The 14,162-nt window shown below is 61.7% G+C and carries 12 protein-coding genes and 1 tRNA gene; 3 read left to right on the top strand and 10 right to left on the bottom strand.

Annotation, left to right across the window (positions count from 1 at the left end):
- The first annotated feature begins 6 nt into the window (after nucleotides 1-6).
- The 3 genes from lpdA (at nucleotide 7) to KI613_RS02260 (ending at nucleotide 4,657) form a co-directional block, all read left to right on the top strand.
- Nucleotides 7-1,791, top strand: a complete 1,785-nt coding sequence (lpdA, locus tag KI613_RS02270) for a dihydrolipoyl dehydrogenase (RefSeq protein ID WP_226403603.1) — start codon at nucleotides 7-9, stop codon at nucleotides 1,789-1,791.
- A gap of 260 nt (nucleotides 1,792-2,051) precedes the next feature.
- On the top strand, nucleotides 2,052-4,043 hold the full coding sequence (locus KI613_RS02265; RefSeq protein ID WP_226403602.1) for a putative bifunctional diguanylate cyclase/phosphodiesterase: 1,992 nt from the start codon (nucleotides 2,052-2,054) through the stop codon (nucleotides 4,041-4,043).
- Nucleotides 4,044-4,171: 128 nt separating this feature from the next.
- Nucleotides 4,172-4,657, top strand: a complete 486-nt coding sequence (locus KI613_RS02260) for a thioesterase family protein (protein ID WP_226403601.1) — start codon at nucleotides 4,172-4,174, stop codon at nucleotides 4,655-4,657.
- A gap of 63 nt (nucleotides 4,658-4,720) precedes the next feature.
- On the opposite strand, the gene ppk2 is transcribed toward KI613_RS02260, so the two are convergent.
- The 10 genes from ppk2 to groL all read right to left on the bottom strand — a co-directional run bounded on the left by ppk2 (nucleotide 4,721) and on the right by groL (nucleotide 14,149).
- A complete protein-coding gene (gene ppk2, locus KI613_RS02255; protein ID WP_226403600.1) occupies nucleotides 4,721-5,845 on the bottom strand; it encodes a polyphosphate kinase 2 in 1,125 nt (374 codons plus the stop codon).
- A gap of 58 nt (nucleotides 5,846-5,903) precedes the next feature.
- A complete protein-coding gene (locus KI613_RS02250; protein WP_226403599.1) occupies nucleotides 5,904-6,359 on the bottom strand; it encodes a SixA phosphatase family protein in 456 nt (151 codons plus the stop codon).
- A 113-nt stretch (nucleotides 6,360-6,472) separates the two neighbouring features.
- Nucleotides 6,473-7,246 (bottom strand): class I SAM-dependent methyltransferase, encoded by a 774-nt coding sequence (locus tag KI613_RS02245; protein ID WP_226403598.1) that lies wholly within the window; start codon nucleotides 7,244-7,246, stop codon nucleotides 6,473-6,475.
- Nucleotides 7,247-7,253: 7 nt separating this feature from the next.
- On the bottom strand, nucleotides 7,254-7,436 hold the full coding sequence (locus KI613_RS02240; protein WP_226403597.1) for a hypothetical protein: 183 nt from the start codon (nucleotides 7,434-7,436) through the stop codon (nucleotides 7,254-7,256).
- 164 nt (nucleotides 7,437-7,600) lie between these two features.
- Nucleotides 7,601-7,676, bottom strand: a tRNA-Phe gene (locus tag KI613_RS02235).
- Between the two features lie 64 nt (nucleotides 7,677-7,740).
- The gene (locus KI613_RS02230) at nucleotides 7,741-9,246 is read right to left on the bottom strand and encodes a sensor histidine kinase (protein WP_226403596.1); all 1,506 of its coding nucleotides are present in this window, start codon (nucleotides 9,244-9,246) and stop codon (nucleotides 7,741-7,743) included.
- On the bottom strand, nucleotides 9,224-9,895 hold the full coding sequence (locus KI613_RS02225; protein WP_226403595.1) for a response regulator transcription factor: 672 nt from the start codon (nucleotides 9,893-9,895) through the stop codon (nucleotides 9,224-9,226). The genes KI613_RS02230 and KI613_RS02225 overlap by 23 nt, the downstream gene beginning before the upstream one ends.
- A gap of 365 nt (nucleotides 9,896-10,260) precedes the next feature.
- On the bottom strand, nucleotides 10,261-11,940 hold the full coding sequence (locus KI613_RS02220) for a cation acetate symporter (RefSeq protein ID WP_226403594.1): 1,680 nt from the start codon (nucleotides 11,938-11,940) through the stop codon (nucleotides 10,261-10,263).
- Nucleotide 11,941: 1 nt separating this feature from the next.
- The gene (locus tag KI613_RS02215) at nucleotides 11,942-12,250 is read right to left on the bottom strand and encodes a DUF485 domain-containing protein (protein WP_226403593.1); all 309 of its coding nucleotides are present in this window, start codon (nucleotides 12,248-12,250) and stop codon (nucleotides 11,942-11,944) included.
- 246 nt (nucleotides 12,251-12,496) lie between these two features.
- Nucleotides 12,497-14,149, bottom strand: a complete 1,653-nt coding sequence (groL, locus tag KI613_RS02210; RefSeq protein ID WP_226403592.1) for a chaperonin GroEL — start codon at nucleotides 14,147-14,149, stop codon at nucleotides 12,497-12,499.
- Between the last annotated feature and the right edge of the window lie 13 nt (nucleotides 14,150-14,162).

The raw sequence follows: 14,162 nt of genomic DNA, 5'->3' as shown, positions 1-14,162 counted from the left end.
AACACCATGAGCAATCTGGTAGAAGTCAAAGTCCCCGATATCGGCGATTTCGCCGAAGTACCGATCATCGACCTGTTCGTCAAGGTCGGCGACAGCATCAAGGTCGATGACGCGATCTGCACGCTGGAATCGGACAAGGCGACGATGGACGTGCCATCGCCGGTCGCCGGCGTGGTCAAGGAAGTGCTCGTTCAGCTCGGTGCCAAGGTTGCCGAAGGCACTTTGCTGATCAAGGTGGAAAGCGGCGCATCTGCTGCGGTCAACCCGGAAAATGCGGCAAAAACGGAAACCCCGGCTGCGGCGCCAGCCGCCGCCCCGGTGGCCGCTCCGGTCGCCGGCAGCCATGCCGGCGGAGCCGACATCGAGTGCGAGATGCTCGTCCTCGGCGCCGGCCCCGGCGGTTATTCCGCCGCCTTCCGTTCGGCCGACCTCGGCATGAAGACGGTCATCGTCGAGCGTTACGCGACGCTCGGCGGCGTCTGCCTCAACGTCGGCTGCATTCCATCCAAGGCCCTGCTCCACGTCGCTGCCGTCATGGAAGAGGCCGAGCACGCCAATGATCTCGGCGTCACCTTTGCCGCACCGACGGTCGATATCGACAAGCTGCGCGCCCACAAGGACAAGGTCGTCGGCAAGCTGACCGGTGGCTTGGCCGGCATGGCCAAGGGCCGCAAGGTCGACATCGTGCGCGGCTACGGCACCTTCCTCGACCCGTATCACATCGAAGTCGAAGTCACCGACGGCACGGGCCAGGACAAGACCGGCGCCAAGAAGATCGTCAAATTCCAGAAATGCATCATCGCCGCCGGTTCGGCCGCCATGCACCTGCCCTTCATCCCGAAGGACCCGCGCATCGTCGATTCGACCGGGGCGCTTGAACTGCGCTTCGTGCCGGAGAAGATGCTGGTCATCGGCGGCGGCATCATCGGTCTGGAAATGGCGACGGTTTACTCGACCCTGGGTTCAAAGGTCGATGTCGTCGAAATGATGGATGGCCTGATGCAAGGCCCGGACCGCGATGCGGTCAAGGTCTGGGAAAAGCAGAACGCCAAGCGCTTCGACAAGATCATGCTGAAGACCAAGACGGTTGCCGTGGAAGCCAAGGACGACGGCCTCTACGTCAAGTTCGAAGGCGAAGGCGTCTCGCCCGAGCCGGTCAAGTACGACATGATCCTGCAAGCCGCCGGCCGCACGCCGAACGGCAACAAGATCGGTGCCGACAAGGCTGGCGTGGCCGTCACCGACCGCGGCTTCATCAATGTCGATGCCCAGATGCGGACCAACGTGCCGCACATCTTCGCCATCGGCGACCTCGTCGGCCAGCCGATGCTGGCCCACAAGGCCGTGCATGAGTCGCACGTCGCGGCGGAAGTTGCGGCTGGTCAGAAGTCGGCCTTCGACGCCACGGTTATTCCTAGCGTCGCCTACACCCATCCGGAAGTCGCATGGGTCGGCGTCACCGAGGATCAGGCCAAGAAGGAAGGTCGCAAGATCGAAGCCGCCAAGTTCCCGTGGGCCGCTTCCGGTCGCGCCATCGCCAACGGTGCCGATTACGGCTTCACCAAGCTGATTTTCGATGCCGAAACGCATCGCGTCATCGGCGGGGCGATTGTCGGCCCGAACGCCGGCGACATGATCGGCGAAGTCTGCCTGGCCATCGAGATGGGCTGCGATTCGGTCGATATCGGCAAGACCATCCACCCGCACCCGACGCTCGGTGAAACGGTGGGCATGGCGGCCGAAGTGGCACATGGCACCTGCACGGATGTGCCGGCGCCGCGCAAGAAATAGCCAGCCATACCGATTGCGGTTTTGACCCGCAACAGGCTCCAACAATCGGCCGAACCCCACGCAAGTGGCGTTCGGCCGATTTGTTTCGGTCGACAAACCGGGATGGAAAAACAGCAGCCACGGCAATCTCTTCCGCCCGGCCCTGAGCTCGAAGCGGGTTACCAGCACCGGCATCAGCGGGCCGCATAGGCCAAGGTCTGCCATGCTGTGCACATACCTGGATGACACCAGGGTTTCCGGGGTTTTCCCGGAGTTGACCGTTGCCGGAACACAAAGAGATACTGCGGCAAAACATTCCGGCGCGAGTTGCAAAACGCCCTGCCAGGAAACCAGAAACCCCCGGAGACATCCCGATCCATACGCTGCACCAACTACTCCCCGGCCTGGGCAATCGCGGCATTCTGGCGCGCCTGGCCCTGCTGGCACTGCTTGGCATACTCTTCCCGCTGCTCTGGTGGTGGGAGTCGTCGTTCGTCATTCGTGGCGGTCTGGCCCTGCTCATCCTCTTCGGCGGCTACGTCGTCCAGTCTCAGTTGCGCCAGCTATGGGCCACGCAGCGCGCCTATAGCCTGGCCATGGCGGCGGCGCACGACGGCTTCTGGTCGTGGGACCCGGTCAGCAAGCACCTCGATGTCGGCAAGCGACTGCTCGAAATCCTCGGTTACCGCGACAATTTCCTGCCCGACACGCATGCCTGGCTGGAGCTGGTCCATCCGGAGGACCGCAGCCATTACAACCGGACCGTTGCCGAGCACCTGAAGGGTCGCACCCCCTACTTTTACTGCGAGTACCGGGTCCGCACCAGTAGCGGCCAGTACCGCTGGATCGCCTCGCGCGGCATCGCGGTGCGCGACCGTCACGGCATCGCCTACCAGATGGCCGGCTCGGTCACCGACATCACCGAACGCAAGCAGCACGACGAGGAACTCGCCTTCATGGCGCAGCACGACCCGCTGACCGGTCTCCCCAACCGCTTGCTGCTCGCCGAGAAACTGGGCGAGGCACTGCACCAGGCGACGGCCCGGCAAGAACATGTCGCCCTGCTGTTCATCGATCTTGACCGTTTCAAGGACATCAATGACTCGCTCGGCCACCGGCTGGGCGACAGCCTGCTCCAGGATGTCGCCGGGCGCCTGCGCGGTGGCCTCGGCCCGCTCGACACCCTGGTCCGCCAGGGCGGCGATGAATTCATCGTGCTGCTCACCGGCATTGCCAGTGGTGCGACCGCCGAAGCCCGCGCCCGCGATTTCCTCGAACGCCTGAACCAACCCTTCGTCACCGATGGCAACCAACTGCACGTCGGCGCCAGCATCGGGCTCAGCCTGTACCCGGATGACGCGGCCGATGCCGAGCAACTGTTGCGCGACGCCGATACCGCGATGTACGTGGCCAAGCGCCATGGCGGCGGCCAGGTGGCACGGCACACGCCCGCAATGAAGGAGCGCGTGCTGCAGCGCGCCTCAATCGAATTGCGCCTGCACCAGGCTATCGAGCAACAGGCTTTCTCCCTGCACTACCAGCCCAAGTTCGACACCGCCAGCGGCCGCCTGCTCGGCGCCGAGGCCCTGCTGCGCTGGCAGGACAACGGCCAGTGGATTCCGCCCGACCGCTTCATCTCGGTGGCTGAGGAAACCGGCCTGATCATCCCCATCGGCCACTGGGTACTGACCGAGGCAATCGCCTGCCTGGCCCGCTGGAACCGCCTGTCGCCGACGCCGCTGCATATGGCCATCAACCTGTCGGCCCGCCAGTTCTGGCCCGGCGACCTGACCGAGACGGTAGCCGCGCTGTGCGCCGAACACGGCGTCGCCTGCGGGCAAATCGAGCTGGAAATCACCGAGTCGATGCTGCTGCAGGCCGAGGGCAACCACGTCGACATGCTCCACGCCATGCGCGCCCGCGGCTTTCGCCTGGCCCTGGACGATTTCGGTACCGGCTACTCCTCGCTGTCCTACCTGCACCGCCTGCCCTTCAGCAGCCTGAAGATCGACCGCAGCTTCGTCACCGCCCTGATCGACGATGCCGGCGACTACGCCGGCGGCAGCGCGCTGGTCCCGGCGATCATCACCATGGCCCACAACCTCGGCCTCGAAGTGGTCGCCGAAGGTGTCGAAACGGCAGCGCAACTGGTGCTATTGCGCGACCTGCACTGCGATATCCACCAGGGCTACCTGAGCGGCCGGCCGATGCCGGAAGCCGACTTCTGCCAGCGCTTCCTCAACGCGCCTGGCTCCCCCGCCGGCCAGTGCTGATGGTCGAAGTAGCGCGCGCGGCTCCGGCACCGACGTATCGGCACCGCGCAAAAAACAAGCTGCGTTAAAATTGCGTTCGACTTGGGCGATGGCAATCCCGTCGCCCTATTTAAGACCTATCGGACCCAATGATCCCCACTCTGCCCCGCCGTTCCGCCGATGAGCAAACCCGCCTCGAAGCCACTTTGCGCGATGTTTTCGAGCACAAGCTCTGCTTCAACGAATTGCTCGGCTTCAAGGTCGAGTCGCTCGACCCGGCCGCGCCGCAAATCAGTTTCGCCATGCGCCCTGACCTCATCGGCCATTTTCTGCATGGCCGCCTGCATGGCGGCGTGATCGCCACCGTGCTCGATACCGTCGGCGGTCTGGCCGCCACCGTGGCCATTGCCGAGAAATTCAACAGCGAAACGACTGAGCAAGTCGGCCATCGTTTTGGCCGCATCGGCACCATCGACCTGCGCACCGACTACCTGCACCAGGGCATGGGCAAGAAATTCACGGCCACCGGACGGATAACCCGCCTCGGCGGCCGTATTGCCTCGGTGCAGATGACGCTGGAGAACGAAACCGGCCTGCTCATCGCCACCGGCGGGGCGTCTTACGTCATCAGTTAGGCCGATTGGCCGAATCCCACGGTCAACCGGAAAACGAAGCCAAAATCGAAATCGCCCGCGGCGCTACAGAATCGGCAGGCCCTGCTGCTCGCCGCGCTCATAAACCACATTGGCACGCCCGACGATCAGCGGGTCAAGATTGCCGATCCGGTCGGTGTCCTTGTTGTTGTAGGGCAGCTTGTGCAACACGTAACGCATGGCATTCAGCCGCGCCCGCTTCTTGCAGTTCGACTTGATGACCGTCCATGGCGCATCGGCGGTATCGGTGTGGAAGAACATCGCCTCCTTGGCCTTGGTGTAATCGCCCCACTTGTCGAGCGAGGCCATGTCGATCGGTGACAGCTTCCACTGCTTGAGTGGGTGCACCTTGCGTTCGCCGAAACGGCGACGCTGTTCTTCCTGGCTGACCGAGAACCAGAATTTGATCAGATGCGTGCCGTTACGCGCCAGCATGCGCTCGAACTCCGGCGCCTGACGGACGAATTCGGAATACTCCTGATCGCCACAAAATCCCATGACCCGCTCGACGCCGGCCCGGTTGTACCAGGAGCGGTCGAACAGCACAATCTCGCCATTGGTCGGCAGATGCTGCACATAACGCTGGAAATACCACTGGCCGCGCTCGATGTCGCTTGGTTTCTCCAGCGCCACGACGCGGGCGCCGCGCGGATTCAGATGTTCCATGAACCGCTTGATGGTGCCGCCCTTCCCTGCCGCATCGCGGCCCTCGAAAAGGATCACCACCTTCTGCCCGGTTTCCTTGACCCAGGCCTGCAGCTTGAGCAACTCGACCTGTAGGCGGTATTTCTGCCGCTCGTAATTGCGGCGCTGCATCAGGTTCTTGTACGGGTAGCCGCCGTCGCGCCAGTCTTTTGCCAGCTCGTCATCCGGATTGAGCGGCAACTCTTCGGCCCCAGCGCCCTGCTGCTTGAGCAGGCCCCGGAGCAAGGCGACGGATTCCTCCGGCGGCATCCCGGCGATCACATCGCGCATCGCCCCCATTTTTGACGCCCGAGCCCCGTCGACTGCAGCCTGCACGGTGTAACCTTCAATGCCTTGCTCGGTGAGCACCGGCGGCACGTCCCCACTCGCCACCTGGCGCCGGCGAACAGCGCGTGCGGCTGGCTTGGCTTCAGCGGCGGCGATTTTTTTCGGCGGTGTTACCGCCGTCTTTTTTCTGGTGACCATCTCTCTCTCCATCCCTCGATGCGAAAGAGTCTATTTCACGGCAAAGGCTACGCCTTGTCTAGTCCAGCATTTCAACCGGAATGACCGCCCGTAGCACGGTCTGCGTCTCGCCCCGGCGAACGCGGTTGCTCAACCACCACAAGGCGCCCTTCTTGATGCTCCATTCGGATTCCTGCCCGGCCAGCAACAGCGACGCCATGCGCCCGAGCGAAGGCTGATGGCCGACGATCAGCACCGACCCCGGGGCCGAGGGCCAGCCGGATGCCGCGATCAGTTCGGAAACACACGCCTCCGGCCCGATTTTTCGCATCGTTTCGAAAGGCAGCTTCAAGGCCTCGACCGTTTGCTGGGTGCGCACCGAGGGGCTGGCGATGATGCGCAGATCCTTGGGCTGATGCGCCAGAATCCAGGCCGCCATCGTTCGTGCCTGTTTTTCGCCGCGCGACGTCAGACGCCGCTTCAGATCGTCGTCGCCATCTTCCGCCTCAGCGTGGCGCCACAGCAGCAATTCCATGATCGCCCCCTCTCGAAAGCCCGCATTATGCCCATCAAGTGTTACCACCTGATTTCAATATAGCTAGTTTCCCAGCGTCGCGGCCTGCGCCAAAACAAATCGCCGAATAGCCACTACCTGGCCTTCAAGGCCTTCTTGGGATAAATATCATAGCGGCTGGACTTCCCCTCCAGCACATAGCCCGGCGGCTGGCCATCGACGCTCGGCGCCTTGCGCGGCCGCTTGACGACAACCCGATGCGTCGCCAACTCGAGGGCGGCCTGCAGCAGTTGCGCCGCATCGTCGTCGCTGCCGACCAGCGGACGAAAGACGCGCATTTCCTTTTTGACCAGCGAAGTCTTGTCCCGATGCGGAAACATCGGATCGAGATAAATGACCTGCGGCGGTTCAGCCGACCATTCCCTGATCAGCTCAATGGCATTGCCCAGCCGCAAATCCATGCGTTCGATGATCGGCGCCACCTCCGGATCGACCAGTGCCCGCCCCAGACCGTCAGCCAGCAAGGCGCCGATCAGCGGATGGCGCTCGATCAGTGTGACGCGACAACCCAGTTGGGCCAGCAGAAAGGCGTCGCGCCCCAAACCGGCCGTCGCATCCAGGACCACCGGCCGAACACCCGACTGGATGCCAACCGCCTTGGCGATCATCTGGCCATTGCCGCCGCCATGTTGACGACGATGCGCCACTGCCCCCTCGAGAAAATCGACCCGCACCGGGCCCGCTGCCTCCGGCCCCAGCTCCTGCAACTGCAAGCCGCCAGCCCCCAGTTGCAAGGCAAATTCAGCCTCCCCCGCCAGCGGCAAACCCAGCGCCTCGGCCAGCATGCCAACCCGGTCTACAAACTCCGGTGCCAGCGCCTCGATGCGAACGTTTACCGCCGTACTCAAGCCGTCCTCAGACCTTGGGAAGCTCGCTGCCAGAAGTCGGCAAGCCAGCCTCGGACGGGCTCAACGCCGCATCCTCGGCCGACCCATTGCCAGCCTTGTCGGCCAGCTTCTGGCGACGTTTTTCTTCCTGCTTGTTTTTCTTGGCGAGGTCTCGTTGGCGCTTTTCGAACTGATAGTTTGGTTTGGCCAAGAGGCCTCCTCTAGTCGCCAAAGATGGCGTGGAATGCGGGTTGGAAAAAGGGAGAAGAAAGAAGTCAGCACCGCGATAATACCCGGCGCGAGAACCACATTCCACAATGCAAAACGCCAACCGATGAGGGTTGGCGTTTTTTCCTCGAGTTTCAAGGATGAATTTGGTGGCCAATCGCGGAATCGAACCACGGACACGCGGATTTTCAATCCGCTGCTCTACCAACTGAGCTAATTGGCCAAACGAGGGCGCATTATAGCGATGTCACCGCTGCTCTGCAACCAGCACAGGCGTTTTTGAGGACTCAGGCACCGATCGGAGGGGATTGACGGTAGAGCTCGGAAAAGTCGTCCGGCGGAGGCGGCGGCGGGACCGGCGGATGCCAGGCGGCGAAGGCCACCCGCGCCACGGCGCCGCGGCGGTTTGGATTGGGCCGCAGGCTGGCCCGCGAGTCGTGCTGCATGGCGATTTCCTGAACGATGGCCAGGCCGAGGCCACTGCCTTCGGTACCGGCATCATCGACCCGATAGAAGCGCTCGAAAACGAGTTCGGCCTGCTCTTCGCTGATGCCGACCCCGTTGTCCTCGACCTCAAGCAGGACGGTCGCCTGATTGGCCAGGATGCGGCAGGTGACATGCCCGCCGCTGGGGGTATAGCGCAGGGCATTGTCGAGCAGGTTCTTGGCGAGTTCCCGCAACAGAAATGGGTTGCCGACGATCATGGCGGGCTTGTCGGACTCCAAACCGAGATCGATGTTTTTTTCGATGGCGGCCGGCACCCAGTCGGTGACGACGTCGCGGATCAATTCCGCCAGATCGAGCGGCTCATGCTTTTGCTGGGTAACTTCGCCGCCTTCCGTGCGCGCCAGAGTCAGCAACTGGTTGATCAATCGGCCAGCCCGGTCCACGCCGGTGGCGATCTGGCGCAGGGCATGGCGCAGCGCCTCCGGATCGGTTTCCCGGATGGCAAACTGGGCTTGCGTCTTGAGGCCGGTCAGCGGCGTGCGCATCTGGTGGGCGGCATCTGCGACGAAGCGCTGCTGGGCCGAAACGCTGCGCTTCATGCGTTCGAGCATTTCGTTGAAGGCTTCGACCAGCGGCTCCAGTTCTTCGGGAACGCGCCGGGTGGCAATCGGCGAGAGGTCGTCCGGCTCGCGCGCCTCGATGGTCTGGCGCAGGCGGGTCAGCGGTCGCAGGCCGCGCGACAGGCCAAACCAGACGAGCATGACGGCCAGCGGGATGATGATGAATTGCGGCAGGATCACGCTGGCGACGATCTTGTTGGCTAGCTGGCTGCGTTTTTCGGTGGTCTCGCCAACCTCGATGAGGACCCACTGCTCCTTGGCCATTTGCGGCTCGGCCAGATAGGTGTAGGCCATGCGCAAGTCCTGCCCCTTGAAATCAGCATCGCGCAAATAGACTTCGCCGGGCACGATAGAGTCATCCGGCGGCGATGCCGAGCCCGGCAAATCCTTGTCGCCAGCCAGCAGTTTTCCACCGCCGGCCAGCACATGAAAATAGACACTGTCGGTTTCATCAGCCCGCAACATGGCCCGGGCAGAGGCCGGCAGCGATAGCAGCGGCTTGCCATTGACCAGTTTTACCTGCCGCGCAATGGCCGTAACGTGCTCGCGCAGCGCCTGATCATAGGGGAAGTTGGCGACGTTGTTGGCGAAGTAATGGGTGAAGGCGATGCTGAGCGGCCAGACGAACAGCAGGGGCGCCAGCATCCAGTCGAGAATCTCGCCAAACAGCGAGCGCTCGGTTTCCGACGCCGGCGAGTGCGGGCTACTCGCTCTGGGGGCGCTCAAGGCAGTAACCCAGGCCGCGTACGGTGGCGATCTTCACACCACCGGTTTCAATTTTCTTGCGCAGCCGATGGACGTAGACCTCGATGGCATTGTGACTGACTTCTTCGCCCCAGCCGCAGAGGTGATCGACCAGCTGGTCCTTGCTGACCAGGCGGCCCATGCGGCTGAGCAGGACTTCCAGCAGGCCGACCTCGCGGGCCGAAAGATCGAGCACCTCGCCATTGATCTGCGCCACCCGGCCGACTTGATCGTAGCTCAGCGCACCGCACTGGATGGTCGGCGAGGTACCGGCCGAGCGACGGGTCAGGGCGCGCACCCGCGCTTCCAGTTCGGGCAGCTCAAAGGGCTTGACCATGTAGTCGTCGGCGCCGAGGTCAAGGCCCTTGACGCGGTCGCCCGTGCCGTCAAGGGCGGTGAGAATGAGCACCGGCACTTGCGAGTTGCGGGCCCGAATCCGCTTGAGTACCTCAAGACCCGAAAGCTTGGGCAAGCCGAGATCAAGAATGAGCAGATCGTAGGAAACCGTGAGCAGCGCGGTGTCCGCATCGAGGCCATTGGGGGCCCAGTCTACGGCGTATCCACCCTGACGCAGCGAGCGGGAAAGTCCATCAGCGATGATGGTGTCGTCTTCAGCAATAAGAATGCGCATGTGTTCGTTTGGGCCTGTGACCGCGTAAGATTTCTGTAAGCCTGTCGCATTATTCTGTTCGGGCTGTTCTCCTTTTATGGTCTTTGGAGTACGCGGTTCAGACCGCTACTCAGGGGGTTGCCCGACCTGCACTGGGCAATCCCCTACCGTTTTTTCCTCACCCAAGCTTCGCAGTCTATCAAATAAACCGCCCTGCAATTTCCGCAGTGCACCAGCACGTCCGCGTTTTGACGATGGCGGCGTCGACTGGCCGCGAATTGTCGCGAATAGTCGCTCTCCACGGTCAACCGGAAAAAAAGCTCAAAATTGAAGACGAAAAAAAGCCCGGGCAAGCCCGGGCTTTTTGCTGACGATTGCTCGTCTGATTAGTGACCGCTGGCGCCGGAAGCACCCAGACCGGTTTCCGAACGCAGTTGCTGCGACGGATACAGGGCACGTTCCTTTTGCGCCTGAGCGGAGTTGTCCAGAATGGACACCAGCCAGATCGTGAAGAACGCGGCAGACATCGAGAAGATGGCGGCAGAGTTGTACGGGAACCAGGCGGAGCCCTTCGGGTTGCCCATGACGGCTTCCCAGACGCTGGCCGAACCGATGGTCAGGACCACGGCAGAGGCCAGACCGACGAAGCCACCAACCACGGCACCACGGGTGGTGCAGTTCTTCCACAGCACGGACATGAAGAGGACCGGGAAGTTGGAAGAGCAGGCGATGACGAAGGCCAGCATCACCATGTAGGCAACGTTTTCCTTCTCGAAGGCGATACCCAGCACAACAGCCAGAACACCCAGACAGACGGTGGTGATCTTGGAAACACGCAGTTCCTGCTCAGAAGAGCAGCCCTTGGCGAAGACGGAAGCGTACAGGTCATGCGACACGGCAGAGGCGCCGGACAGCGTCAGACCAGCCACAACAGCCAGGATGGTAGCGAAGGCCACGGCCGAGATGAAGCCGAGGAACAGGTCACCACCGACAGCCTTGGCCAGATGCACAGCAGCCATGTTGCCGCCGCCCTTCAGACCCTTGGCCAGTTCGCCGCCGACGTAGAAGTCGCCCGGATTCTGGACCAGGTTGGTGATGGCGCCGAAACCGATGATGAAGGTCAGGATGTAGAAGTAACCGATCCAGGTGGTTGCCCAGGCAACGGACTTGCGGGCTTCCTTGGCGTTCGGCACAGTGAAGAAGCGCATCAGGATGTGCGGCAGACCAGCGGTACCGAACATCAGGGCCATACCGACGGAGATGGCGGAGATCGGATCCTTGATCAGGGCGCCCGGCGACATCAGTGCGTCATGCTTGGAGTGCACTTCGACGGCCTTGGTGAACAGCGCTTCCGGCGAGAAGCCGAATTGCAGCAGAACCGAGACAGCCATGAAGGTGGCACCGCCGAGGAGCATACAGGCCTTGATGATCTGCACCCAGGTGGTGGCAGTCATGCCGCCGAACAGCACGTACATCATCATCACGGAACCGACCAGGATTTCAGCGTAGAGGTATTCCATGCCGAAGAGCACCTTGATCAGCTGACCGGCACCGACCATCTGCGCAATCATGTAGAAGGCGACGATAACCAGCGAAGCGGAAGCGGCGAAGATGCGGACCGGGGTCTGGGCGAAACGGTAGGAAGCCACGTCAGCGAACGTGAACTTGCCGAGGTTGCGCAGACGCTCAGCCATCAGGAAGGTGATGACCGGCCAGCCGACCAGCCAGCCGATCGAGAAGATCAGGCCGTCGAAGCCGTTGGCGAACACGAGACCGGAAATACCCAGGAAGGACGCGGCAGACATGTAGTCGCCAGCGATCGCCAGGCCGTTCTGGAAGCCGGTGATACCACCACCGCCAGTGTAGAAGTCAGCCGCCGATTTGGTCTTGGAAGCAGCCCACTTGGTGATGTAGAGCGTGCCGCCGACGAAGATGGCGAACATGACGATGGCCGTCCAGTTGGTGGCCTGCTTGGCGGTCTGACCGAGGTCGGCACCAGCAGCGACAGCGCCGCCGGCAACAGCCATGGCCAGAAGGCCAGCGAGAATTTGAGTGAATTTATTCATCTTACTTCTGTGCCTCCTTGATGAGGGCTTCGTTGATCGCGTCGAACTCGGTGTTGGCGCGGCGAACGTAAATCCAGGTCAGGACGATGGTGAAGGCGATAACAGCAACGCCGATCGGCACGCCGATACTCATCGTGTAACCCTCACCGATCTTGGTGGCGAGGAATTCCTTGTTGAAGGCGACGAGCAGGATGAAGCCGTAGTAAGCGGCGGCACTGACGATAGCCATAATGATGGAGTACTTGCTGCGCATGGCAACAAACTCCAGAAACTTCGGGTTAGCAGTAACCCGATCAAGTGTGTCTTGCATTGATTTGCTCCTCAGATTTTGGTTATAGAGGCATTGCTGCGGAGCGTAATTTAGGCGTGGCGTCTTACAGCTAACTTACAGAGCGTAATCAATTTCAGAAAGTTAAATTGACTCTGATCAAGACATTCAAAAATGGCGTTTTTTTCCGGTTCACCGTGGAATCAAGCGCCACCCCGGAGCACAGAAGGCAAAAAGCCCCGCACAAGGCGGGGCTTTTCAAAGCGGTGCAGCTTGCTTGGCGGAAGATTACATCCCCATGCCGCCCATGCCACCCATACCGCCCATGCCGCTCATGTCGGGCATGCCGCCGGCCGGCTTGTCTTCAGCCAGTTCAGCAACCATGCACTCGGTGGTCAGCATCAGGCCGGCCACGGAAGCAGCGTTCTGCAGTGCGGTGCGGGTCACCTTGGTCGGATCGAGAACGCCCATTTCGACCATGTCGCCGTACTCGCCGGTGGAAGCGTTGTAACCGTAGTTACCCTTGCCACGCTGCACCTTGTCGACCACAACTGACGGCTCGTCACCGGCATTGGCGACGATTTCGCGCAGCGGCTGTTCCATGGCGCGCAGGACGATCTTGATGCCGGCATCTTGATCGTGGTTGTCACCCTTGAGCTTGCCAACGGCAGCGCGGGCGCGGATCAGGGCAACGCCGCCGCCGGCGACGATACCTTCTTCCACGGCAGCGCGGGTAGCGTGCAGGGCATCTTCAACGCGGGCCTTCTTTTCCTTCATTTCGACTTCGGTCGCAGCGCCAACCTTGATGACGGCAACGCCGCCAGCCAGCTTGGCAACACGTTCCTGGAGCTTTTCCTTGTCGTAATCGGAAGTCGCTTCGTCGATCTGGATACGGATCTGCTTGACGCGGGCTTCGATCGAAGCAGCTTCGCCGGCACCGTCGATGATGATGGTGTTTTCCTTGGAAACTTCGATGCGCTTGGCCTGGCCCAGATCCTTGAGGACAGCCTTTTCCAGCGACAGACCGGTTTCTTCGGCAATGACGGTACCGCCGGTCAGGATGGCGATATCTTCGAGCATGGCCTTGCGACGATCACCAAAGCCAGGAGCCTTGACAGCAACGGTCTTCAGAATGCCACGGATGTTGTTCACGACCAGGGTTGCCAGCGCTTCGCCATCGACATCTTCAGCGATGATGAGCAGCGGACGGCCGGCCTTGGCGACTTGTTCCAGGATCGGCAGCAGGTCGCGGATGTTGGAAATCTTCTTGTCGTAGAGCAGGACAAACGGGTTTTCCATCAGGGCTTGCTGCTTGTCGCCGTTGTTGATGAAGTACGGGGACAGGTAGCCGCGGTCAAACTGCATGCCTTCGACGACGTCGAGTTCGTTGGCCAGGGACTTGCCATCTTCAACGGTGATGACGCCTTCCTTGCCGACCTTTTCCATGGCATTGGCGATGATTTCGCCGATGTCAGCATCGGAGTTGGCGGAAATGGAACCAACCTGGGCGATTTCCTTGGTCGTCGTGCACGGCTTGGAGAAAGCCTTCAGTTCGGCCAGGGTAGCGACAACAGCCTTGTCGATACCGCGCTTGAGGTCCATCGGGTTCATGCCGGCGGCAACGTACTTCATGCCTTCGCGGACGATGGCCTGGGCCAGAACGGTCGCGGTCGTGGTGCCGTCACCGGCGATGTCGGAGGTCTTGGAAGCAACTTCCTTGACCATCTGGGCGCCCATGTTGGCGAACTTGTCTTTCAGTTCGATTTCCTTGGCGACGGAAACGCCGTCCTTGGTGACCGTCGGGCCGCCGTAGGAACGCTCGAGCACGACATTGCGGCCCTTGGGACCAAGGGTGACCTTGACTGCGTCAGCCAGGACATTGATGCCTTCGACCATGCGGGCGCGGGCGGAATCACCGAATTTGACTTCTTTAGCTGCCATTTAATAGCTCCTG

Origin of the sequence: Ferribacterium limneticum, from assembly GCF_020510585.1 — a bacterium.
GTDB lineage: Bacteria > Pseudomonadota > Gammaproteobacteria > Burkholderiales > Rhodocyclaceae > Azonexus.
This window is presented reverse-complemented; position numbering and strand designations above follow the sequence as displayed.

Bases quoted from the DNA above. Each gene is read 5' to 3' on its own strand.
- lpdA (WP_226403603.1), top strand. From the start codon at position 7: ATGAGCAATCTGGTAGAAGTCAAAGTCCCCGATATCGGCGATTTCGCC.
- KI613_RS02260 (WP_226403601.1), top strand. From the start codon at position 4,172: ATGATCCCCACTCTGCCCCGCCGTTCCGCCGATGAGCAAACCCGCCTC.
- ppk2 (WP_226403600.1), bottom strand. From the start codon at position 5,845: ATGGTCACCAGAAAAAAGACGGCGGTAACACCGCCGAAAAAAATCGCC.
- KI613_RS02250 (WP_226403599.1), bottom strand. From the start codon at position 6,359: ATGGAATTGCTGCTGTGGCGCCACGCTGAGGCGGAAGATGGCGACGAC.
- KI613_RS02225 (WP_226403595.1), bottom strand. From the start codon at position 9,895: ATGCGCATTCTTATTGCTGAAGACGACACCATCATCGCTGATGGACTT.
- KI613_RS02220 (WP_226403594.1), bottom strand. From the start codon at position 11,940: ATGAATAAATTCACTCAAATTCTCGCTGGCCTTCTGGCCATGGCTGTT.
- KI613_RS02215 (WP_226403593.1), bottom strand. From the start codon at position 12,250: ATGCAAGACACACTTGATCGGGTTACTGCTAACCCGAAGTTTCTGGAG.
- groL (WP_226403592.1), bottom strand. From the start codon at position 14,149: ATGGCAGCTAAAGAAGTCAAATTCGGTGATTCCGCCCGCGCCCGCATG.